Consider the following 22,192-nt stretch of genomic DNA (forward strand, 5'->3'; position numbering starts at 1 on the left):
GCCTGCAGCTTGAAACTTGCGGCTGCCTTCAGGGATACCCGAGCACGGCTTTGATACGGGGCAGGTTGCGCGCGATCCAGGTCTTGTCGATGGCGCCCCAGTCGCGAATGCAATAACTGCCCGAGTGATTGCGAGCACCTTCCTGTTGTACGAACGCACACTCGATGTCCAGATCGGAAAGCGCGCTGATGGTGTCCTGCGCGGTGCGACGTGGCATGCCGGTCACGGCCGTCAGTTCGGGTACGCTGCTGGCGAGTTTCGAATCAATCAGGTACGCCACATACAGTCGGCGATAGAAACTGCTCCTGGTCTTGCTGATCTCCATCGACGAATCCTTTTTTCAATCCATTCAACTTGCCGCTCAAAGCTGACAGCTGTTTCTAGTCCAGGTCGCGGCGCATGCCGATATGGGGAATGTCGTCTTCCAGGTATATGTCGCCTACCGGGTTGAAGCCGTAGCGGCTGTAATAGCCCTGCAGGTGTGCTTGTGCCGATAGATAGATCGGCTGGTCGGGCCATTTGCGTTCGGCATTTTCCAGAGCCTGCTCCATCAATTCATGGCCAATGCCCCTGCTGCGAATCGAGGGTGCTGTCACTACCCGGCCAATGGTGACGTCGCCGCCCTGCTGGATAGGGTCAAGCAGGCGCAGGTAGGCGACCAGTTTGTCTTCCTGCCAGGCCATCAGGTGGCAGGTATCGCCCGTCAGGTCCTGCCCGTCCACGTCCAGATATACGCATTGCTGCTCAACTACAAACACCTCGGCGCGCAGTTGCAGCACCGCGTAGAGCTGCTCGATGCTCAGCTCGGTGTGGTGTTTGCAGATCCATTTGATAGACATGTCGCAGACTCGCAGGGAAATCAGAAGCGAAGTCTAAACGTATCCGGCGACATTCCCAATAAACGCCTTCAACGATGTAGGTGCAGCTTTACTGAGTATGTTCCTCTCCTGGCTTGTGTACTGACGGCTTCAGGTCTTCAATTAAAAGCTGCAGGCACTCTCATGAGTGACCGTTTTGCTGCCGATAGGGTTAAATCGGGCGTGCTGCCCTTTTCAGGAACCTGAGCATGTCGCGATTGCGTCGAGCGGTTGGGGTGCTGGTCTTTCTGCTGATGGCGCACGCCAACGCAGCTGAAAAGCTGCGTCTGGTCGCAGACCCATGGCCGCCGTTTACCGATGCGCTTCTGCTCAATGGCGGGCTTGCGACCGATATCGTCAACACCGCCTTGCGCCGTGCCGGATATACCACCCTGTATGAACAGGTGCCTTGGGCGCGAGCGATGCTGGGGCTGAGCGAAGGGCGTCACGATGTGCTGATCAACGCGTGGTTCAGTGAAGATCGCACAAAAATTGGCCAGTTTTCAGCTGAATACCTGCTTAATCGGGTGCGCTTCATCAAACGCAGGGAGTCGACCATTGAAACCCTGACTCACGAGCATTTGCACCAGTACATGATTGCGGTTGTTCGGGGTTACGCCTATGCCCCCGCCTTTGACAGCGACAGCCTGCTCAAGAAAGTCCCCGTGCAAAACTTCTCCACCGCCGTGCGCATGCTTGCCGCCGAGCGTGTAGACCTGACACTGGAGGACGAATACGTAGCCCGTTACAACCTGGCGATGGAGCCGGATGAGGTTCGTGACCGTGTTGAATTCATCCCTGGCTCACTGAGCGAGAACAGCCTGCATATTCTGGTCAGTCTGAAGAATCCTCATCACGCCAGAATCGTTGCTGATTTTGATCGTGAAATTGCCGCGATGAAAGCCGACGGTACCTACGACGAACTGCTCAGACTGCACGGGCTGCAACAGCCTCCGGAGCCTTGATCAGGTGGGCGGCAAGCGTACGCAGCGGTGCCAGTTGGCGGCAGATCAGCGCCAGTTGGGCCTGCACCAGACGCTGGCTTTCGTCCATTTCCTCGGGGAGCTGTTCCAGCTGCGTGGCCAGTGCCTCCTCTGCATCACTTTGTACCGCGACAGGTTTCTTTTCGGCCAGCCCGGCGGCGATTTCGTCAATGCTGGCTGCAAGCGTTGCGCCGACGTTATCGATCAGATGTTCATGGACATCGCTCGGCAACTGGGTATCACGGTGCGCGCCGAGGCCGGAAAGGTAACTCAGCAGCGTGTGTGACAGCACCAGAAAACGGAAACCGACGTCTGCCTCCTTACGAAAGTGGCCGGGCTCCATGAGCATGTTCGCGAGGGTCGTCGACAGCGCAGCGTCGGCATTATGGGCGTTGCGCCGTGCCAGTCGGTAGGCAAGGTCGTCACTCTTGCCCTTGGCGTACTGCTGCATGATCTGCCGCAGATAAATGCTGTTGCAGGTCAGGGTGTTGGCCAGCACCTTGTTCAGGCGCCGTCCTTGCCAGTCAGGCAGGAACAGGAATACCGCGAGCCCGGCGATCAGGCTGCCCAATAGCGTATCGAACAGTCGAGGCAGGAACAGCCCGTAGCCGTCGCCGACCTGGTTGAAACAGAACAGCACCATGACCGTGATGGCGGCCGTCGACAGGGTGTAGCGCGTGGTGCGATTGACGAAGAACACCACGCCGGCCAATACCGCGCACATCGACTGCAGAATCGGGCTGGTGACCAGATCGAACAACACCCAGCCGACCGTCAGGCCAATGGCTGTGCCGATGATCCGCTGGCCGAGTTTGCGCCGGGTGGCGCCATAACTTGGCTGACAGACAAACACCGTGGTCAGGATGATCCAGTAGCCCTGTGACGGGTGAATCAGGTGCACCATCGCGTAACCGACGGTCAACGCCAGCGGCAGGCGCAGGGCGTGGCGGAACAGCAGCGAAGTCGGCGTCATCTGCAGACGCAGGCGCGTCCAGACATCCTTGAGGTTGCGCGGCGAGCGGTCCAGCAGGCTGCTGTCAGTGGCATCGGCCACGGCGTCCGGGTTGCTGGCGTCGCTGATCAGTCGATCCAGCGTGCCGAGATTGGCCGCCAGCGCACGTAGCGAACGCAGCAGGCCGCGCCACGCAGGGTTGCTCTGGATGCGCAGGTGTTCAAGGGATGCGTGCAGGTCTTCCATGGCTTCAGCGAAGCTTGGGTCGTACACGAATGGCTGACGTAACTGGATGGATTCCGACAGCGCCTGACAGGCAACGCCTTGTTGGCGCAGCAGGCGCTGACAGCGGAACAGCACGTCGCTGTGGAAAAAGGCGTCGGCCAGCGAGTTGTAAGGGTAGTGCGACGAGCTGGCGCGTTCGTGAATGTCCTGGGCGATAAAGTACAGTTTCAGGTAGCGGCTGACTTTCGAGCCGGGTCGGCCGCTACCGACGCGGTGCAGGATGATTTCCTTGGTGGAGTTCAGTGCGGCGACCACTTTGCCGTTCTGCTGCGCCAGTTCCAGGCGGCGAGCCTCGACGTTGAGTGTGCGGATCGGCTCAAACAGGGTCGACTTGAGCTTCAGGTACTGGCCCAGTTCACGGAACAATCGCGCCAGGGCCTGCTGCACCGGCTGATTGGAAAACAGCATCTGCCACAGCACCGACAGCAGGCCGTACCAGGCTGCGCCCGCGACCAGCAACATCGGCTCGTGCCAGAAGTCCAGTACCTCGCCGCCTCGCTGATCGACGCCGATCATGGTGTACACCGAGAGGATCAGCGTGCCGTAGGCAATTGCGCCATAGCGTTCGCCCAGCGCACCGAGCATGGTCAGGCAGAAGCTCGCCAGCGCCAGTGAGCAGACAAACAGCCAGGGGTAGGGGAAGAGCAGTTCTACAGCAAGTGCGGCAACGCTGAAACATACCAGTGTCACGGCCAGAGCGTTGAGCCGGCCTTGCCAGCTGTCGTCGGTTTCGGCCAGTGCGCAGGCGATGATCCCCAGGAAAAGCGGGATCAGCAACGCCATCTCGTTTTGATACCAGCACAGCGCCATGCTGCCGGTCAGTGCGATAAAGACTCGAACGCTATAGCTGAATTTATCCAGCGCCCACAATCGACGTAATGTATGACGGAGAGATTTCGATGCCATGGATAAGCTGACGGCCCTGTTCGCAATTGATCGATTCTGCAGGAGGATATGTACAGACCAAATGACTGGCTGTACATCCGCTTCGCACAATTTATACCGGTTTGCAGTGTCGTGATGTTACGCCGCGCGTACCACGTCACACGTACTGCGCGGCCGCATAGGCCGATGCCCAGGCCCACTGGAAGTTGAAACCGCCCAGATGACCGCTCACGTCGAGCACTTCGCCAACGAAATAAAGGCCGGGGGATTTCAGCGATTCCATGGTCTTGGACGACACTTCACGGGTATCAATACCGCCCAAGGTCACTTCGGCGGTGCGGTAGCCCTCGGTGCCCGCCGGTACGACCTGCCAGCCCGACAGCTTTTCAGCGATATCGGCCAGTTCGGCGTGGGTGTACTGCTTCAAGGGTTTCGACACAAACCAGTGCTCGGCAATCAAATTGGCCATTTTCTTGGTGAATATCTCGCCCAGCAGGGTTTTCAGTTCGCTGTTTGGACGCTCTGCCTGCTGCTGGCTGAGCCAGGCGGGCACATCGTGATCGGGCCGCAGGTTGATTTCCACGGTGTCACCGGGCTGCCAGAACGAAGAGATCTGTAGAACCGCCGGGCCGCTGAGGCCGCGATGCGTGAACAGAATGTTTTCGCGGAAGCTGGTGTCATTGCAACTGACCAGACAATCCACCGACGTGCCTGAAAGCTCGGTGCACAGTTCCTTGAGCTGATCGGTGATGGTAAACGGCACCAGCCCGGCGCGTGTGGGCAGCAGTGTGTGACCGAACTGTTTGCCGACCTGATAGCCGAAACCGGTCGCGCCCAGCGTCGGGATCGACAGCCCGCCCGTGGCGATGACCAGCGACTGGCAGTGCAGGGTGCCCAGCGTGGTTTGCAGGCTATAGCCGGACTCGGTCTTTTCGATCTGCTGTACGGAGGTGTCCATGTGCAGGTTTGCACCGGCCTGACGGCATTCCTCCAGCAGCATCTCCAGAATGTCGCTGGACTTGTTGTCACAGAACAGCTGGCCGAGTTTCTTCTCGTGATAAGGCACGCCATGTCTGGCGACCATCTCGATGAAATCCCATTGGGTATAGCGGGCCAGGGCCGATTTGCAGAAGTGCGGGTTCTGCGACAGGAAGTTGGCCGGCTCGGTGTACATATTGGTGAAATTGCAGCGCCCGCCGCCGGACATGAGGATTTTCTTGCCTGGCTTGTTGGCGTGATCGATCAGCATCACCTTTCGCCCGCGAGCGGCCGCGGTAAACGCACACATCAGACCTGCGGCGCCAGCGCCAATGATTACAACGTCAGTAACGGGCACAGCGTGGTTCCTCGATCTGTAGGTCATGATCGTTCCCATGCTCCTCGCTAAGCTATATACAAGCCTGTTTTTGATTCTGGCCGAAGGCCGTGGGAGCGAACTTGTTCGCGAAAGGGCCGGTATGTTCTCCGAAGATTTATCGTCTGAACTACCGTCTTCGCGAATAAGTTCGCTCCCACGCCCTACGGGCAGAGGCCTGAAAAGCGCGTTTTCAGGACCTTCTGGGCCTGTATATGACGCTCGGCGCGGAGTGTAGGGACTATCAGGGTCAACGATAAACTTTACAAAATCCGCACGCGCAACGACTTGCCTTTGATCTTGCCGTTGTTCAAGCGCTCCAGGGCCTGTTTGGCCATGCTGCGTTCGACGGCGACATAGGCCTGGAAGTCGAAGATGGCGATCTTGCCCACCTGAGTACCCGGAATGCCCGCTTCACCGGTCAGCGCACCGAGGATGTCGCCTGGACGCAGTTTGTCCTTGCGACCCGAACCGATGCACAGGGTGGTCATGGCAGGCAGCAGCTTGCCGCCTTCCTTGATGCTCAGGTTGTCGTACTGCTGCCAGTTCAGCGGGGCTTTCTGCAATTCTTCGATGGCGCGGGCGCGCTGGCTTTCCGACGGAGCCACGAGGCTGACCGCGATGCCTTTCTCGCCTGCGCGACCGGTACGGCCTACACGGTGAATGTGAATTTCCGAATCGCGCGCCAGTTCGACGTTGATCACCATGTCCAGCGCGTCGATATCCAGGCCGCGTGCTGCCACGTCGGTGGCAACCAGTACCGAGGTGCTGCGGTTGGCGAACATCGCCAGTACCTGATCACGATCACGCTGTTCCAGGTCACCATGCAGGCCGACAGCAGACATGCCTTTGGCGGTGAGATGATCGACCACTTCCTGAACCTGCTGCTTGGTAAAGCAGAACGCAACGCAGGACGTCGGGCGGAAATGACCAAGCACCCTGACCACCGCTTCCAGACGCTGTTCCGGAGAGATCTCGTAGAAAATCTGTTCGATCTGACTGTCGGCGTGCAGTGCTTCGACCTTTACGGTCTGTGGATCACGCATGAATTTTGATGACAGTTGTTTGATGCCCACCGGATAGGTCGCCGAGAACAGCAAGGTCTGGCGGCGCTGCGGCGTCTGCTCAATGATGTCGGCGATGGCGTCGTAGAAGCCCATGTCCAGCATGCGGTCGGCCTCATCGAGGATCAGTGTGTTCAGGCCGTCCAGCACCAGCGAACCCTTGCGCAAGTGTTGCTGAATACGGCCCGGCGTGCCGACGATGATGTGCGCGCCGTGCTCCAGCGAGCCGATCTGCGGGCCGAACGACACGCCGCCGCAGAGTGTCAGCACCTTGATGTTGTCTTCCGAGCGCGCCAGACGACGGATTTCCTTGGCTACCTGATCGGCCAGTTCGCGGGTCGGGCACATGACCAGTGCCTGACATCCGAAGAAACGCGGGTTGATCGGGTTGAGCAGACCGATGCCGAACGCAGCGGTCTTGCCGCTACCGGTCTTGGCTTGGGCGATCAGGTCCATGCCCTTGAGAATCACCGGCAGGCTCTGTGCCTGAATCGGTGTCATCTCGGCGTAACCAAGCGACTCCAGGTTAGCCAGCATGGCAGCAGACAGAGGCAGAGAATTGAAAGCGGTGTTAGTCACGACAGTGGACCTGCAAAACAAAAATGTCGCGTAGTGTATCACCCGCCAGTCAGACCTCACACTGACGATAAGGACGAGATCGGACGCAGAGCGTCCAGAGCGGCGTACCGACGCTGGAGCGTCGGTACGATAGGTGTGCGGGAGAACACCTGTCGTTCCTCACGCTTCAGCGTGGGAATGCCTTTCGTGACGCTCTGCGTCACACGTTTGCGCCGCGCTACGTAATCCAGGGCAAAAAAATCCCCGCTGGTGGGCGGGGTTGAGGTTCGAGCGTGGCAGCTCGCAAAGGTGTACAGCAAGGCCCGTCGCTGTGACGGGCTTGCCTGGTGGCTTACAGCAGAATTGTACGGATGTCCGCCAGCAATTCGCTCAAGCGCTTGGTGAAGCGGGCAGCGGCTGCACCATTGATCACGCGGTGATCGTAGGACAGCGACAGCGGCAGCATCAGTTTCGGCTGGAAGGCTTTGCCGTCCCAGACTGGCTGGATGGTTGCCTTGGAAACACCCAGGATCGCCACTTCCGGCGCGTTGACGATCGGTGTAAAGCCGGTGCCGCCAATGTGGCCGAGGCTGGAGATGGTGAAGCAGGCACCCTGCATGTCGTTTGCAGTCAGCTTCTTGTTTCGCGCCTTTTCAGCCAGTGCGGCGGCTTCGGCGGCCAGTTGCAAAAGGCTCTTCTGATCGACGTCGCGGATAACCGGGACCAGCAGGCCATCCGGGGTGTCCACGGCGAAGCCGATGTGCACGTACTTCTTGCGGATCACAGCCTTGCCGCTTGGTGCCAGCGAGGCGTTGAAGTCCGGCAGTTCCTTGAGCAGATGCGCGCAGGACTTGAGCAGCAACGGCAGCACGGTCAGCTTGACGCCAGCCTTCTCGGCAGCGCCTTTCTGCGCAACACGGAAAGCTTCCAGGTCGGTAATGTCGGCCTGGTCGAATTGTGTGACGTGCGGAATGTTCAGCCAGCTGCGGTGCAGGCCGGAAGCGCCGAGTTGCATCAGACGCGTCATCGGTACTTCTTCGATCTCGCCGAAACGGCTGAAATCGACTTCCGGGATCGGCGGGATGCCCGAGCCGCCGCTTGCGCCGCCAGCTGGAGCTTCCTTGGCCTTCTGCATCATGGTTTTGACGTAAACCTGAACGTCTTCTTTCAGCACGCGGCCGTGTGGGCCGGTGGCGCTGACGGCGCTCAGCTCGACGCCGAACTCGCGGGCCAACTGACGAACGGCCGGGCCGGCGTGAACTTTGGCACCGTCTTTTGCCGGTGCAGCTGGGGCTGGTGCAGCTTCTGCCTTGGGAGCCGGTGCGGCAGCCGGAGCAGATGCCGCCTCAGCCTTGGCCGGAGCAGCAGCCGGAGCGCTGGCAGCAGGCGCCGGAGCAGCGGCAGGCGCAGCGCCTTCGACTTTCAGTTTGAGGATCAGGTCGCCGGTGCCGACTTCCTGGTCCAGCTTGACTTCAATGCTCTCGACAACACCTGCTGCCGGAGACGGGATCTCCATGCTGGCCTTGTCGGACTCCAGGGTGATCAGCGACTGATCGGCCTGGATGCTGTCACCGACCTTGACCATCAGCTCGATGATCTTGGCCTTGCCTGACGAGCCGATGTCCGGCACGTGGATGTCCTGAACGCTGGCGCTGGCGGCTGGAGCGGGCGCAGCAGCGGCGGCAGGTGCCGGTGCGGCATCGGCCGGCTTTTCGGCTGCGGCAGGGGCAGCAGCGGGTTCGGCAGCAGGGGCAGGAGCGGCAGCCGCTTCGCCTTCCACTTCCAGCTCGAACAGTTCGTCGCCTTCTTTCAGACGATCGCCCAGCTTGACCTTCATGGTTTTGATGACGCCGGCCTTGGGAGCCGGGATTTCCATGCTCGCCTTGTCCGATTCCAGCGTCAGAATGCTTTGGTCGGCCTCGATGCGATCACCGACCTTGACCATCAATTCAATGACTTCGCCTTCACCGTTGCCGATGTCGGGTACACGAATTAACTCACTCACTATGTCTCTCCTTAGGAGAACCTGTTCACTCACGAATACGCCGGTTCAGTTACAACGAAACAGCGTTGGATGCTCATTTACGCTCGGTAAATTCCGCATCCTCGGCTGTTACGCCCTGATCGGCGCTCTTGAAGCAGACTCTTAGCAGTCCAGCGGATTGCGTTTTTCAGGATCGATGCCGAACTTCGCGATGGCTTCCGCCACGACTTTAGGTTCGATATCGCCACGATCAGCCAAGGCTTCCAGGGCTGCCAGCACCACGAAGTGGCGATCGACTTCAAAGAAGTGACGCAGCTTCTTGCGGCTGTCGCTACGGCCGAAACCGTCGGTGCCGAGGACTTTGTATTCCTTGGTTGGAACCCACTGGCGAATCTGGTCAGCGAACAGCTTCATGTAATCGGTCGATGCAATGACCGGGCCCTTGCGAGCGTTCAGGCACTGCTCAACATAGCTCAGTTCGGGCTTCTGGCCAGGGTGCAGGCGGTTGTTGCGCTCTACCGCCAGACCGTCGCGACGCAGTTCGTTGAAGCTGGTAACGCTCCAGACGTCAGCACCGATGTTGAACTCGTCACGGAGAATCTTCGCCGCTTCGCGAACTTCACGCAGGATGGTGCCCGAGCCCAGCAACTGGACGTGGTGCGCCGCTTCCCTGGTGTCTTCTTCGAGCAGGTACATGCCCTTGATGATGCCTTCTTCCACGCCGGCCGGCATGGCTGGCTGGGCATAGGACTCGTTCATCACGGTCAGGTAGTAGAAAACGTCCTGCTGCTCTTCGAACATCAGACGCATGCCTTCACGAATGATGACCGCCAGCTCGTAACCGTAAGTCGGGTCGAAGGTACGGCAGTTCGGGATGGTCGATGCCAGAATATGGCTATGGCCGTCTTCGTGCTGCAGACCTTCGCCGTTCAGCGTGGTACGACCGGCCGTGCCGCCGACCAGGAAGCCACGGGTGCGGCTGTCGCCGGCGGCCCATGCCAAATCGCCGATACGCTGGAAACCGAACATCGAGTAGAAGATGTAGAACGGAATCATCGGCTGGTTGTGGTTGCTGTACGAAGTACCGGCAGCGATGAAGGAGGACATGGCCCCCGCTTCGTTGATGCCTTCTTCGAGAATCTGGCCCTTCTTGTCTTCGCGGTAGAACATCACCTGTTCTTTGTCGACTGGCTCATAGAGCTGGCCGACCGACGAGTAGATGCCCAGTTGGCGGAACATGCCTTCCATACCGAAGGTACGGGCCTCGTCCGGAATGATCGGAACGATGCGCTGACCGACTTCCTTGTCCTTGACCAGCTGCGCCAGGATGCGCACGAAAGCCATGGTGGTGGAGATTTCACGGTCGCCCGAACCGTCAAGGATGGCCTTGAGGGTGTCGAGTGGCGGTGTCGGCAGGCTGAAGCTCTGTGCACGACGCTGAGGCACGAAACCACCCAGCGCGGCACGACGCTCGCTAAGGTAGCGGGCTTCGGCGCTGCCTTCTTCCGGCTTGTAGAACGGCAGGGCTTCGAGTTCGGAATCCTTGACCGGGATGTCGAAACGGTCACGGAAGTGACGCAGGCTGTCGACATCGACCTTCTTGGTGTTGTGCGCAGTGTTTTTCGCTTCGCCAGCACCGGTGCCATAACCCTTGATGGTCTTGGCCAGAACCACGGTCGGTTGACCCTTGTGGTTGACGGCTTCGTGGTAGGCCGCATAGACCTTGTACGGGTCGTGCCCGCCACGGTTGAGTTTCCAGATCTCGTCGTCGGACAGATCGGCAACCATCGCCTTGAGTTCAGGCGAGTTGAAGAAGTGCTCGCGGACGAACGCGCCGTCCTTGGCCTTGTAGTTCTGGTATTCGCCGTCGATGACTTCGTCCATGCGGCGTTGCAGGATACCGTCGACGTCCTTGGCTAGCAGCGGGTCCCAGAAACGGCCCCAGATGACTTTGGTGACGTTCCATTGAGCACCACGGAACACGCCTTCCAGTTCCTGGATGATCTTGGCGTTGCCGCGAACCGGGCCGTCCAGGCGCTGCAGGTTGCAGTTGACGACGAAGATCAGGTTGTCGAGCTTCTCGCGACCGGCCAGCGCAATGGCGCCCAGGGATTCCGGTTCGTCGGTCTCGCCGTCACCCAGGAAGCACCAGACTTTCTGCTTGCCTTCCGGGATGTAACCACGGTGCTCCAGGTACTTCATGAAGCGTGCCTGGTAGATCGCCTGGATCGGGCCGAGACCCATGGACACCGTCGGGAATTGCCAGAAATCCTTCATCAGCCACGGGTGTGGGTAAGACGACAGGCCGTTGCCGTCGACTTCCTGACGGAAGTTGTTCATCTGGTCTTCGGTAATGCGGCCTTCAAGGAACGCACGGGCGTAGACGCCTGGCGATGCGTGACCCTGGAAGTAGATCAGGTCGCCGCCGTGTTCGTCGGTCGGGGCCTGGAAGAAGTAGTTGAAACCGATGTCGTACAGCGTCGCGCTGGAGGCGAAGCTGGAGATGTGGCCGCCCAGATCCGGGTCGTTCAGGTTGGTTTTGACGACCATGGCCAATGCGTTCCAGCGCACCAGCGAGCGAATGCGGCGTTCCATGAACAGGTCGCCAGGCATGCGTGCTTCGTGGGTGACGGGAATCGTGTTGCGGTATGGCGTGGTGATGGCGTACGGCAGTTGCGAACCACTACGGGTGGCCAGCTCGCCCAAACGGGTCATCAGGTAGTGAGCGCGGTCTTCGCCTTCTTTGTCGAGAACCGATTCCAGGGCGTCCAGCCATTCCTGGGTTTCGACGGGATCGAGGTCTTGCATGGCTTGCTCCAGGGCGGAAAGGCTTCCAGAATCGGTTGCCTGAGTTTGCGACTGGCCTTGTGGGCAGACGACATAAATTCTTGGATTACCGGAGGGTGGGATCCGGCGGCGTGTAGTTTTACTACAAATCGACGACGATTTCAGCCCTCCGAGTATCGGACCCAGTAGTAAAACTACAGAGAAGCGACCCAATCGCTCCTGTTGTCTTGTGAGTTAAAACGTTACTGTTGATCGCTATTGAATATCTTGCAGGGAAAAAGCGGATTTTTATGCTTCTAATTTGATTTTTCCAGCAATTTATAACCTTTGTTCGACAAACGGTGCTGGCAGACGCGTCTTGCCGTCGTGACGGACGGGCGTTTGCACGCCGATCAAGGATAGACCATGAGCCTACCTTTACTGGCTGAATTTCCGGCCATTCTGCTGCCATTGATTGCCCGCGCCCGCCAGACGTTTCAGGCCGCGCTCTCTGCCTTGTCGGAGGACGCGCTGGCGTCTTTCGAGGCCTGGCCGGAGGCGCGCCTTACAGCGTTCGACCGGGTCTGCGCCGCCAGTGATTTTGTAACCGAACAAATCTGCCGCGACCCGCAGATGCTCCTGCAATTGGCCGATTCGGGCGAGCTGGAGCGTAGCTTCTCGGCCGGTCAGATGCGCAGCCAGATTGCCGATGCCTTGTCGAGCGCTGCCAGCGACGACGAATTGGGGCGTAATCTACGTCGACAGCGCGTACGCCAGCAAGTACGGATTATCTGGCGTGATCTGACCCGTCAGGCGAACCTGATCGAAACCTGCCGCGACCTGTCGGAAATGGCCGATGCGTCAATCGACCTGGCCTACCAATGGCTGTACCCACGGCATTGCCAGCAGTTCGGTACACCGACCGGTCGTCACTCCGGGCAGCCGCAGCATATGGTCATTCTGGGCATGGGCAAGCTTGGTGCGGTCGAACTGAACCTTTCGTCGGACATTGACCTGATCTTCGCTTACCCGGAAGGCGGTGAGACGGTAGGCACCAAGCGCGCGCTGGACAACCAGGAGTTTTTCATTCGCCTGGGGCAGCGTCTGATCAAGGCGCTGGACCCCGTGACTGTAGACGGCTTCGTGTTTCGTGTCGACATGCGTCTGCGGCCCTATGGCTCGTCCGGTGCGCTGGTGCTCAGCTTCAATGCACTGGAACAGTACTATCAGGATCAGGGGCGGGACTGGGAACGCTACGCGATGATCAAGGCGCGTGTGGTCGGCGGTGATCAGACCGCCGGTGCCGAGTTGCTGGCGATGCTGCGCCCGTTTGTGTATCGCCGCTACCTGGACTTCTCGGCCATTGAAGCGCTGCGCACCATGAAGCAGTTGATTCAGCAGGAAGTCAAACGCAAGGGCATGGCTGAAAATATCAAGCTCGGTGCGGGCGGGATCCGCGAGGTGGAATTCATCGCCCAGGCCTTTCAACTGATTCACGGTGGCCGCGATCTGAGCCTGCAACAGCGGCCGCTGTTCAAAGTGCTGAAAACCCTTGAAGGACAGGGCTATCTGCCTTCGGCCGTGACTGAAGAGTTACGCGAGGGCTACGAATTTCTGCGGTACACCGAACATGCCATTCAGGCTATTGCCGACCGCCAGACGCAGATGCTTCCCGACAACGAACAGGATCAGGCGCGTATTGCCCTGATCATGGGGTTTGCCGACTGGGCTGCCTTTCATGAGCGACTGATGTACTGGCGTGGCCGGGTTGCCTGGCATTTCCGTCAGGTCATTTCTGACCCCGACGCCGATCCGGACGACGAGCAAGATGAAGACGGCGACGTTGTGGTCGGTGGTGAGTGGCTGCCCTTGTGGGAAGAGTCCCAAGACGAAGAAGCCGCTGGTCGTCAGCTGTTGCAGGCCGGTTTCGTCGATGCCGAAAAAGCCCTGAAGAATCTGGCCGGCCTGCGCAGCAGCCCCAATCTGCGTTCGATGCAACGTCTCAGTCGTGAACGGCTGGATGCGTTTATTCCCCGGCTGCTGGCTCAGGCGGTGGAGCATGAGAAGCCCGATCTGGTGCTGGAACGTGTGCTGCCGCTGGTAGACGCGGTCGCGCGGCGCTCGGCGTATCTGGTGCTGCTGACCGAAAACCCCGATGCATTGCGGCAACTGCTCACCCTGTGCGCCGCCAGTCCGTGGATTGCGGAGCAGATCGCACGCTTTCCGTTGCTGCTCGATGAACTGCTCAATGAAGGTCGTCTGTTCAATCCGCCGTTGGCACCGGAGCTGGCGGCTGAACTGCGTGAGCGGCTGATTCGTATCCCCGAGGACGACCTCGAGCAGCAAATGGAAGCCTTGCGGCATTTCAAACTGGCCCACAGCCTTCGGGTCGCGGCGTCCGAGATATCCGGCAGCCTGCCGTTGATGAAGGTCAGCGATTACCTGACCTGGCTGGCGGAGGCGATTCTGGATCAGGTGCTGGCGTTGGCCTGGCGCTACAGCGTGGCCCGTCATGGCACGCCCTTGCGTCCGGACGGCACATTGTGCGATCCGGGGTTCGTGATCGTCGGTTACGGCAAGGTCGGCGGCATCGAGTTGGGACACGGTTCCGATCTGGATCTGGTGTTCATTCATGACGGCGACCTGCAGGCCGAGACCGACGGCGCCAAGCCGATCGACAGTGCTCAGTTTTTCACCCGGCTGGGGCAGCGAGTGATCCATTTGCTGACCACACAGACCAACTCTGGTCAGTTGTACGATGTAGACATGCGCCTGCGGCCATCGGGCGCATCCGGGTTGCTGGTGAGTTCTCTGGGAGCCTTCGCCCGTTATCAGGCCAATGAAGCGTGGACCTGGGAGCATCAGGCGCTGGTTCGCGCCCGGGTGATGACCGGCAGTCGGGATGTGGGTGAGCAGTTCGAGAAGGTCCGTGCCGATGTTCTGGGGCGCGAGCGCGATCTGGACACACTGCGTGCCGACGTCAGCGAGATGCGCGCCAAAATGCGCGATAACCTCGGTACCCGCGTGACTGCGGCCGGGCGGGCGGTCAATGCCTTTGAGGCAGCGATGCCATTCGACCTCAAGCAGGACGCCGGAGGTATCGTCGATATCGAATTTATGGTGCAATACGCCGCCTTGGCGTGGTCCAGAGAGCACCCTGCGCTGCTGCAATACACCGACAACATCCGGATTCTCGAAGGGCTGGAAGAGGCCGGGCTGTTGCCTGACACCGACGCCAGCCTGCTGCGCGAGGCCTATAAGGCGTATCGTTCGGCGGCGCACCGTCAGGCGTTGCAGAAGCAGGCGGGCGTGGTCAGCGGCGATCAGTTTCATGCCCAGCGGCGTGAGGTGATGCGGATCTGGACGCAGATGGGGTTGAGCTGAGCCTCACGGTAACGCCATATTTCGATGCAACACTCTATAAAGCTATGACAGGGAGGCGACAGGTTGTGTGGGAATGTCACGCAGTCTGATCGGCCTCCCTGATCGTTTCTGGTCGTTTTTGGATAGAACATGAAAATTCTGATCGTTGGGCCGAGCTGGGTCGGTGACATGGTGATGGCACAAACGCTGTTCCAGTGTCTGAAACAGCGTCATCCCGAGTGCGAAATCGACGTGCTGGCCCCGGAATGGAGTCGTCCGATACTGGAGCGCATGCCGCAGGTCCGTGCTGCGCTCAGTTTTCCGCTGGGCCACGGTGCGCTGGAACTGGCAACCCGTCGCCGGATCGGCAAGTCCCTGGCTGGCCAATACGATCAGGCTATCCTGCTGCCCAACTCGTTGAAATCCGCGCTGGTACCGTTTTTCGCCGGTGTCCCGAAACGTACCGGCTGGCGTGGCGAGTTCCGTTACGGTCTGCTCAATGACGTGCGCACCCTCGACAAGCAACGCTATCCGTTGATGATCGAACGGTTCATGGCCCTGGCTTTCGAAAAAGGCAGCGAACTGCCGCGTCCTTATCCCCGTCCCGGTCTGTGTATCGACCCGACGACCCGTGAGGCGGCCTTGAGTAAATTTGGTCTGAGCCTGGATCGTCCGGTATTGGCGCTATGCCCCGGTGCGGAGTTTGGCGAATCCAAGCGTTGGCCTGCCGAGCATTACGCACAGGTCGCTGACGCCAGTATTCGCGAAGGCTGGCAGATCTGGCTGTTCGGCTCGAAAAAGGACCATCCGGTAGGTGAGAGCATTCGACAGGAGTTGATTCCCGGTCTGCGCGAGGAGTCCGTCAACCTCAGTGGCGAAACTTCGCTGGCCGAGGCCATTGATCTGCTCTCGTGTGCCGATGCCGTGGTGTCCAACGACTCCGGCCTGATGCATGTGGCCGCCGCCCTGAACCGCCCGCTGGTGGCCGTCTATGGTTCGACCTCGCCAGACTTCACGCCGCCGCTGGCCGACGAGGTCGAAGTGGTCCGGCTGGGCATCGAATGCAGCCCGTGCTTTGAACGCACCTGCCGTTTCGGTCATTACAACTGCATGCGTCTGCTTGAGCCGGACGCTGTGATTCAGGCGCTGAACCGTCTGAACAGTACGCCGGTGGAGGTTGCCTGATTTTGCGGGTACTGCTGATCAAGACGTCTTCGCTGGGTGACGTTATCCACGCCTTGCCCGCGCTGACCGATGCGCAACGGGCGCTGCCCGGGATCCGCTTCGACTGGGTGGTAGAGGAAGGTTTCGCCGAGATTCCCGCCTGGCATCCGGCAGTCGACCGGGTGATCCCCGTGGCGATCCGCCGCTGGCGCAAGAACCTCTGGCAGACAGTCAGGTCCGGTGAGTGGCAACGCTTCAAACAGCAGGTGCGCGAACAGCGCTATGACCTGGTGATTGATGCTCAGGGCCTGTTCAAGAGTGCCTGGCTGACGCGTTACATTGACGCCCCCGTTGCCGGCCTGGACCGCGCGTCGGCGCGCGAGCCGGTCGCCAGCCGGTTTTATGACCGCACGTTCCCGGTAGCGCGCGGACAGCATGCGGTCGAGCGGCTGCGTCAGTTGTTCGCCCAGGCATTGGGTTATCCACAGCCGTCCGGGACAGGGGACTATGGCCTGAAGCCTATGGTGGCGCCGGATGACAGGTTGCGGGCTCCGTTTGTACTGTTCCTGCATGGCACGACCTGGGACACCAAGCACTGGCCCGAACTGTATTGGCGACAACTGGCCGAGCTGATGGCGGCGCGCGGTCTGCAAGTGCAACTGCCGTGGGGTAACCCGGCCGAGAAGGCCCGCGCCGAGCGCATTGCCGAGGGGCTGAGCAGCGCGCATGTGCTGCCCAGACTGAATCTGGCAGGTGTTGCGCGGGTACTGGCCAGTGCGCGGGCCTGTGTTGCGGTGGACACCGGGATCGGGCATCTGGCAGCCGCACTGGACGTCCCGACCATTTCCCTGTTCGGCCCGACCAATCCCGGCCTCACCGGTGCCTATGGCAAGTCGCAGGTGCATCTGGCCAGCGACTATCCGGGCTGCACGCCCTGCCTGCAGAAGAAATGCACGTACCAACCGACCGTTGACGATCAGCGCCGGTTCGACCTGAAACGCGAGTGGCCGATGTGCTTCACTCGCTTGAATCCCGAGCGAGTAGCGAGCCAACTGGGCGCGCTGTTGCTGGCAAAGGAACCTGGCTGATGCAACTGGCTTTCGTACTCTACAAATACTTCCCGTTCGGTGGCCTGCAGCGCGATTTCATGCGCATTGCGCTTGAGTGCCAGCAGCGTGGCCATCAGATCCGCGTCTACACCCTTATCTGGGAGGGCGATGTGCCTCCCGGTTTTGAAGTGCTGGTGGCACCGGTCAAGGCGTTCTTCAATCATCGACGCAACGAAAAGCTCAGCGCGTGGATGGAGGCAGACCTGGCCAAACGCCCGGTGGACCGCCTGATCGGTTTCAACAAGATGCCCGGGCTGGATGTGTATTACGCCGCTGACGGCTGCTTCGAGGACAAGGCGCAGAACCTGCGCAGCCCGCTGTACCGCAAGTGGGGGCGTTACCGCCACTTCGCCGATTATGAGCGCGCCGTGTTCGCCAGAGACTCGAAAACCCAGGTGCTGATGATTTCCGAAGTGCAGCAGCCGCTGTTCATCAAGTATTACGACACACCGTTGTCGCGCTTTCACTTGCTGCCACCTGGTATTTCTCCGGATCGCCGTGCCCCGCCGGACGCCCCTGACATCCGCGCGGGCTTTCGCAAGGAGTTCGGGCTTGCCGAAAATGACCTGTTATTGGTGCAGATCGGCTCCGGTTTCAAGACCAAGGGCGTGGATCGCAGCCTGAAAGCGCTGGCGGCCCTGCCTGCAGAACTCAAAAAACGCACACGCCTGTTTGTAATCGGTCAGGACGACCCCAAAGTATTCCAGCTGCAGAGCACGACGCTGGGACTGGGCGATCAGGTGACGTTCATGAAAGGGCGCAGTGATATTCCGCGTTTTCTGCTGGGCGCCGACCTGCTGATCCATCCGGCCTACAACGAAAACACCGGCACCGTTCTGCTCGAAGCACTGGTCGCCGGTTTGCCCGTGCTGGTCAGCGCGGTTTGCGGGTACGCCCATTACATTGCCGAGGCTGATAGCGGTCGGGTGCTGGACGAACCGTTCGATCAGGCGCAACTCAACCGCTACCTGTCGGACATGCTTCAGGACGATGCTGCGCGCAGTGCCTGGGGCCGCAATGGCCTGGCCTTTGCTGACACAGCGGACCTTTACAGCATGCCGCAACGCGCTGCGGATGTGATTCTGGCGGAGCACTATTGATGAAGCTGTTCCTGGCTGAACCGTTCAAGAGCCTGTGGGCCGGACGCGATGCGTTCGCCGAGGTCGAAGGTCTGAGTGGCGAGGTCTACCGCGAGCTGGAAGGACGCCGCACGCTGCGCACCGAGGTCAACGGGCGTGGCTACTTCGTCAAGATCCACCGTGGCATCGGCTGGGCCGAGATTGCCAAGAACCTGGCGACCGCCAAGCTGCCGGTGCTGGGTGCGGGCAAGGAATGGGACGCCATCGAGCGTCTTCATCAGGTCGGTGTGCCCACCATGACCGCGGTGGCCTATGGCGAGCGTGGCAGCAACCCTGCCGCGCAGCACTCGTTTATCGTCACCGAAGAGCTGGCCCCTACGACCAGCCTGGAAGACGTCAGCCTCAACTGGCGCAACGAACCGCCCGAACCTCGCCTGAAGAGGGCGTTCATTGCTGAAGTCGCCCGATTGGTCGGGATGATGCACCGTGCCGGAGTCAACCATCGCGACTGTTACATCTGTCACTTTCTGTTGCACACCGACACACCGGTCACCGCCGACGATTTCAGGTTGTCGGTCATCGATCTGCACCGCGCCCAGACGCGCAGGGCGATCACGCCGCGCTGGCGCAACAAGGACCTGGCCGCGCTGTACTTTTCAGCGTTGGATATCGGTCTGACCAAGCGCGACAAACTGCGTTTTCTCAAGGATTATTTCCAGCAGCCACTGCGCGAAATACTGCTCAAGGAAGCCGCGCTGCTGAGCTGGCTGGATAAAAAGGCCGACAAGTTGTATCAGCGCAAAGTGCGCTACGGAGACGCGCTCTGATGGCGGGCTGGAAGCTCGAACCCGAATACGCTTTTCTGGAGCAGGATTTCGGCAGTCTGGATGCCGTGTTTGCCCTCCAGGGCCAGCAGTTGACCCGCGATCCGCTTTCCGACGTTATCCGCGTGGAGCGTTCCGGAGTTTACTACTACGTCAAACGCTACGTGGGTGCGGGCAAAGGCCTGCGTCGCTATATGGGCAAACCCAGGGTCAAGTCCGAATGGCAGAACCTCAAACGCTTCGCCAAATGGGGCATCCCCACGGCCGAGGTCGTGGCCTGGGGGCTGGAGCGCAAGGGCGCAGCGTATGATCGCGGCGCACTGATCACGCGCGGTTTGCCGAACACCGAAGACTTGTCTGCGCTGGCTCAGCGCAAGGATTCGCGGCTGGCCGACCGGAGCTGGGTCGACGCTATCAGCCGGCAGTTGGCGGCCTCTACCCGGACCATGCACGACAACCATTTCACACATAACGATTTGAAATGGCGCAACCTGTTAGTGGATAACGAAGGCCACCTGTTTTTCATCGATTGCCCCAATGGCGCATTCTGGTGGAGCTTCATGCTGCGCTATCGGATCACCAAGGATCTGGCGTGCCTGGACAAAGTCGCCAAGTATCACTTGTCGGCGACCCAACGCCTGCGCTTTTACTTGCAGTACCGTCAACGAACGCGTTTGAACGCCTCCGACAAAAAACGTATTCGACATATCGTCAGCTTTTTCGAGGGCCGTGAATGAGCGTTTTTATTGCCAGTGCCGATCAGCCTTTACTGGCGCGTCACAATCTGGCTGATTTTGAATCGCTTTGGAATATCAGGCTTGATGCGGTCGATGAGCCCAACACCGGGCGTGGCGGCTGGAGCAGCGTGTTCCGCCTCGACCTGGACGGTCAGGGTTTTTACCTCAAGCGTCAGAGCAATTATCTGACTCACACGTTGCACCATCCGTTTGGCGAGCCGTCCTTCTCGCGCGAGTTTCGCAACATCAGCCGTTATCGCAAGCTTGGTATCCCGGCGCTGCAAGCGGTGTTTTATGGCGAGCGCAAGGTTGACGGCGAACACCGTGCGATCCTCATGACGCGCGCGCTGGACGGCTGGACCGATCTCGACGAGCTGTTACAACAGTGGGGCCAGATGGATAGCCCGCGGCGTCTGGCAATACTTCACGCTTGCGGCCAGTTGGCCCGCACGCTGCACGGTGCCGGGCAGGTTCATGGCTGCTTCTATCCCAAGCATATTTTTCTTCAGGCAGTGGGCAGGGGGTATCAGGCGCAACTGATCGATCTGGAGAAAACCCGTCCGGTGATTTTCGGCAAGCGCGACCTTGCCCGTGACCTGGAGCCGCTGCTGCGCCGTGCGCCGATGTGGAATGACACCGAGCGGCGCGAGCTGCTGGCCGCTTACCTGCAAGCCACCCCGGACAGTTTGCTGGTCGACGCCTGGAGTGCGCGTCTGGGCAAGCGCAGCGCTCACAAACGAGACCTTCAACACCGCGATGATAAAGAGACCCGTTGATGCGCTTGTCTGAACTCAAGAATGCCGGACGTACCCCCGAGTTACCGATGAGCCTGACGCTGGCCGATGCTGCCGGTTCGGCGCAACTGCAACTGTTGACGCTGCTGCGGGTATTGCCGGGGCAACGCTATGTAGGCGCAGGCGTCTGGCGAGGCAGGCCGGTTCTGGCAAAACTGCTGGTTGGCGACAAGGCGGCCCGCCATTTTCAGCGTGAATTGGCCGGGGTGCGTCTGCTTTCCGGACAGGGCCTGACCACACCGCTGTTACTGGCCGACGGTTTGCAGGATGGCGAGGGCGGCTGGCTGCTGTTCGAGTTTCTGGAGCAGGCGTCAAGCCTGGGCGATGCCTGGAGCGCCGTTCAGGATTTGCCACCGCTGGCAGACGCGCAGCAAGCCGTGCTCGGCGAGGCGCTGTCAGCTATTGCCCGGCAACACGCAAAAGGCTTGTGGCAGGAAGATCTGCATCTGGACAACCTGTTGCGCCACAAAGGACAGTTGTACCTGATTGACGGTGCAGGCATCCGCGCCGAGCAGGCTGGCAAACCGCTGTCCCGGCAGAAGGTGCTGGAAAACCTGGGCGTGTTCTTTGCTCAGTTGCCCAGGTCTTTCGAGCCCTTCACTGAAGAGTTGCTGGTGCATTATCTGTTGAGCAACGCCGAACACGGTTTGCCGATGGAGGCGCTGCAAAAGCAGATCGACAAGGTTCGCAGCTGGCGGCTCAAGGACTTCATGAGCAAGACCGTGCGCGATTGCAGTCTGTTCAGTGTCGATGACAACGCTTCGGTATTTCGCGCCATTCGTCGCGAGCAAGCACCTGCGATGCTGCCGATACTGGATCAGGCTGATGACTTGCTCGACAAGGGCCATCTGTACAAGACAGGGGGCGCTGCCAGTGTCGGTCGTGTCGACGTCAGTGGTCGTACTCTGGTCATCAAGCGTTACAACATCAAAAGCTTCAGTCACTGGCTCAAGCGCTTCTGGCGTCCCAGCCGGGCATGGCACTCATGGCGCGAAGGCAATCGCCTGATGTTTCTCGGCATCGCCACGCCAAAACCGCTGGCGGTCCGGGAGCAGCGTTTCCTCGGCCTGCGCAGCAAGGCCTGGCTGGTGACCGAGTTTATCGAGGGGCAGGATATCATCGAGCGGTTTGCGCCATATGTGGAAAGCGGCGATGCGCCAGAGGCCGAGTTGCTGGCGCTGGACGAGCTGTTCGCACAGCTCATCCGCGAGCGTATCAGCCACGGCGATTTCAAAGGGCACAACCTGTTCTGGCACAGTGATCGCTGGGCACTGATCGATCTGGATGCGATGCAGCAGCACGGCTCGCAATCGTCTTTCGCCGCAGCCTACGCCCGTGACCGGGCGCGGTTCATGCGTAACTGGCCTGCGCAGAGTGCGCTGCACCAGATGCTGGAGCAGCGCGTGCCGAAAATCGCGTCGGTCTGAGCCGGTG

General features: G+C 60.0%; 16 protein-coding genes. 9 read left to right on the forward strand and 7 right to left on the reverse strand.

Annotated elements, in window-relative coordinates:
* Positions 1 to 28: 28 nt before the first annotated feature.
* A complete protein-coding gene (locus MME58_RS02190; protein ID WP_055005434.1) occupies positions 29 to 325 on the reverse strand; it encodes a winged helix-turn-helix domain-containing protein in 297 nt (98 codons plus the stop codon).
* Between the two features lie 55 nt (positions 326 to 380).
* Positions 381 to 839, reverse strand: a complete 459-nt coding sequence (locus MME58_RS02195; RefSeq protein ID WP_054986097.1) for a GNAT family N-acetyltransferase — start codon at positions 837 to 839, stop codon at positions 381 to 383.
* Positions 840 to 1,066: 227 nt separating this feature from the next.
* Here MME58_RS02195 and MME58_RS02200 point away from each other — a divergent pair, with 227 nt between their 5' ends.
* Positions 1,067 to 1,822 carry a substrate-binding periplasmic protein gene (locus MME58_RS02200; protein ID WP_055005435.1) on the forward strand — a complete coding sequence of 252 codons (756 nt, stop codon included), beginning with the start codon at positions 1,067 to 1,069 and terminating at the stop codon, positions 1,820 to 1,822.
* Here MME58_RS02200 and yccS read toward each other — a convergent pair.
* The 5 genes from yccS to aceE all read right to left on the reverse strand — a co-directional run bounded on the left by yccS (position 1,785) and on the right by aceE (position 11,730).
* Positions 1,785 to 3,983, reverse strand: coding sequence for a YccS family putative transporter (gene yccS, locus MME58_RS02205; RefSeq protein WP_055005436.1), 2,199 nt, complete (start codon positions 3,981 to 3,983; stop codon positions 1,785 to 1,787). The two genes, MME58_RS02200 and yccS, sit on opposite strands and share 38 nt — an antisense overlap.
* A gap of 136 nt (positions 3,984 to 4,119) precedes the next feature.
* Complete coding sequence (locus MME58_RS02210) at positions 4,120 to 5,298, reverse strand: BaiN/RdsA family NAD(P)/FAD-dependent oxidoreductase (RefSeq protein WP_054986100.1); 1,179 nt, start codon at positions 5,296 to 5,298, stop codon at positions 4,120 to 4,122.
* Between the two features lie 281 nt (positions 5,299 to 5,579).
* Positions 5,580 to 6,959, reverse strand: a complete 1,380-nt coding sequence (gene dbpA / locus MME58_RS02215; protein ID WP_082427220.1) for an ATP-dependent RNA helicase DbpA — start codon at positions 6,957 to 6,959, stop codon at positions 5,580 to 5,582.
* Between the two features lie 331 nt (positions 6,960 to 7,290).
* On the reverse strand, positions 7,291 to 8,943 hold the full coding sequence (gene aceF, locus MME58_RS02220; protein ID WP_055005437.1) for a dihydrolipoyllysine-residue acetyltransferase: 1,653 nt from the start codon (positions 8,941 to 8,943) through the stop codon (positions 7,291 to 7,293).
* Between the two features lie 141 nt (positions 8,944 to 9,084).
* A complete protein-coding gene (gene aceE / locus MME58_RS02225) occupies positions 9,085 to 11,730 on the reverse strand; it encodes a pyruvate dehydrogenase (acetyl-transferring), homodimeric type (RefSeq protein WP_054986102.1) in 2,646 nt (881 codons plus the stop codon).
* A 384-nt stretch (positions 11,731 to 12,114) separates the two neighbouring features.
* Here aceE and glnE point away from each other — a divergent pair, with 384 nt between their 5' ends.
* From glnE to MME58_RS02265, 8 genes are all read left to right on the forward strand, one after another.
* A complete protein-coding gene (glnE, locus tag MME58_RS02230) occupies positions 12,115 to 15,072 on the forward strand; it encodes a bifunctional [glutamate--ammonia ligase]-adenylyl-L-tyrosine phosphorylase/[glutamate--ammonia-ligase] adenylyltransferase (protein WP_055005438.1) in 2,958 nt (985 codons plus the stop codon).
* A 129-nt stretch (positions 15,073 to 15,201) separates the two neighbouring features.
* Positions 15,202 to 16,236, forward strand: coding sequence for a lipopolysaccharide heptosyltransferase II (waaF, locus tag MME58_RS02235; RefSeq protein WP_055005439.1), 1,035 nt, complete (start codon positions 15,202 to 15,204; stop codon positions 16,234 to 16,236).
* A gap of 2 nt (positions 16,237 to 16,238) precedes the next feature.
* A complete protein-coding gene (gene waaC, locus MME58_RS02240; protein WP_055005440.1) occupies positions 16,239 to 17,303 on the forward strand; it encodes a lipopolysaccharide heptosyltransferase I in 1,065 nt (354 codons plus the stop codon).
* The gene (locus tag MME58_RS02245) at positions 17,303 to 18,424 is read left to right on the forward strand and encodes a glycosyltransferase family 4 protein (protein WP_055005441.1); all 1,122 of its coding nucleotides are present in this window, start codon (positions 17,303 to 17,305) and stop codon (positions 18,422 to 18,424) included. The genes waaC and MME58_RS02245 overlap by 1 nt, the downstream gene beginning before the upstream one ends.
* Positions 18,424 to 19,230: a lipopolysaccharide core heptose(I) kinase RfaP gene (gene rfaP, locus MME58_RS02250; RefSeq protein ID WP_054986107.1), complete on the forward strand. Its 807-nt coding sequence runs from the start codon at positions 18,424 to 18,426 to the stop codon at positions 19,228 to 19,230. Before MME58_RS02245 ends, rfaP begins: the two co-directional genes overlap by 1 nt.
* Positions 19,230 to 19,964 (forward strand): lipopolysaccharide kinase InaA family protein, encoded by a 735-nt coding sequence (locus tag MME58_RS02255; protein ID WP_054986108.1) that lies wholly within the window; start codon positions 19,230 to 19,232, stop codon positions 19,962 to 19,964. Before rfaP ends, MME58_RS02255 begins: the two co-directional genes overlap by 1 nt.
* The gene (locus MME58_RS02260) at positions 19,961 to 20,740 is read left to right on the forward strand and encodes a lipopolysaccharide kinase InaA family protein (RefSeq protein WP_054986109.1); all 780 of its coding nucleotides are present in this window, start codon (positions 19,961 to 19,963) and stop codon (positions 20,738 to 20,740) included. Before MME58_RS02255 ends, MME58_RS02260 begins: the two co-directional genes overlap by 4 nt.
* The gene (locus MME58_RS02265; RefSeq protein ID WP_055005442.1) at positions 20,740 to 22,185 is read left to right on the forward strand and encodes a lipopolysaccharide kinase InaA family protein; all 1,446 of its coding nucleotides are present in this window, start codon (positions 20,740 to 20,742) and stop codon (positions 22,183 to 22,185) included. Before MME58_RS02260 ends, MME58_RS02265 begins: the two co-directional genes overlap by 1 nt.
* Positions 22,186 to 22,192 lie beyond the last annotated feature (7 nt).

The sequence above is a fragment of the Pseudomonas syringae pv. tagetis genome, assembly GCF_022557255.1.
Classification (GTDB): Bacteria; Pseudomonadota; Gammaproteobacteria; order Pseudomonadales; family Pseudomonadaceae; genus Aquipseudomonas; species Aquipseudomonas caricapapayae.

What these genes read in the sequence shown, in the direction of transcription:
- glnE (WP_055005438.1), top strand. Translation starts at nt 12,115, where the DNA reads ATGAGCCTACCTTTACTGGCTGAATTTCCGGCCATTCTGCTGCCATTG.
- MME58_RS02195 (WP_054986097.1), bottom strand. Translation starts at nt 839, where the DNA reads ATGTCTATCAAATGGATCTGCAAACACCACACCGAGCTGAGCATCGAG.
- MME58_RS02200 (WP_055005435.1), top strand. Translation starts at nt 1,067, where the DNA reads ATGTCGCGATTGCGTCGAGCGGTTGGGGTGCTGGTCTTTCTGCTGATG.
- waaF (WP_055005439.1), top strand. Translation starts at nt 15,202, where the DNA reads ATGAAAATTCTGATCGTTGGGCCGAGCTGGGTCGGTGACATGGTGATG.
- MME58_RS02245 (WP_055005441.1), top strand. Translation starts at nt 17,303, where the DNA reads ATGCAACTGGCTTTCGTACTCTACAAATACTTCCCGTTCGGTGGCCTG.
- yccS (WP_055005436.1), bottom strand. Translation starts at nt 3,983, where the DNA reads ATGGCATCGAAATCTCTCCGTCATACATTACGTCGATTGTGGGCGCTG.
- MME58_RS02190 (WP_055005434.1), bottom strand. Translation starts at nt 325, where the DNA reads ATGGAGATCAGCAAGACCAGGAGCAGTTTCTATCGCCGACTGTATGTG.
- MME58_RS02255 (WP_054986108.1), top strand. Translation starts at nt 19,230, where the DNA reads ATGGCGGGCTGGAAGCTCGAACCCGAATACGCTTTTCTGGAGCAGGAT.
- MME58_RS02260 (WP_054986109.1), top strand. Translation starts at nt 19,961, where the DNA reads ATGAGCGTTTTTATTGCCAGTGCCGATCAGCCTTTACTGGCGCGTCAC.
- MME58_RS02265 (WP_055005442.1), top strand. Translation starts at nt 20,740, where the DNA reads ATGCGCTTGTCTGAACTCAAGAATGCCGGACGTACCCCCGAGTTACCG.
- rfaP (WP_054986107.1), top strand. Translation starts at nt 18,424, where the DNA reads ATGAAGCTGTTCCTGGCTGAACCGTTCAAGAGCCTGTGGGCCGGACGC.
- aceE (WP_054986102.1), bottom strand. Translation starts at nt 11,730, where the DNA reads ATGCAAGACCTCGATCCCGTCGAAACCCAGGAATGGCTGGACGCCCTG.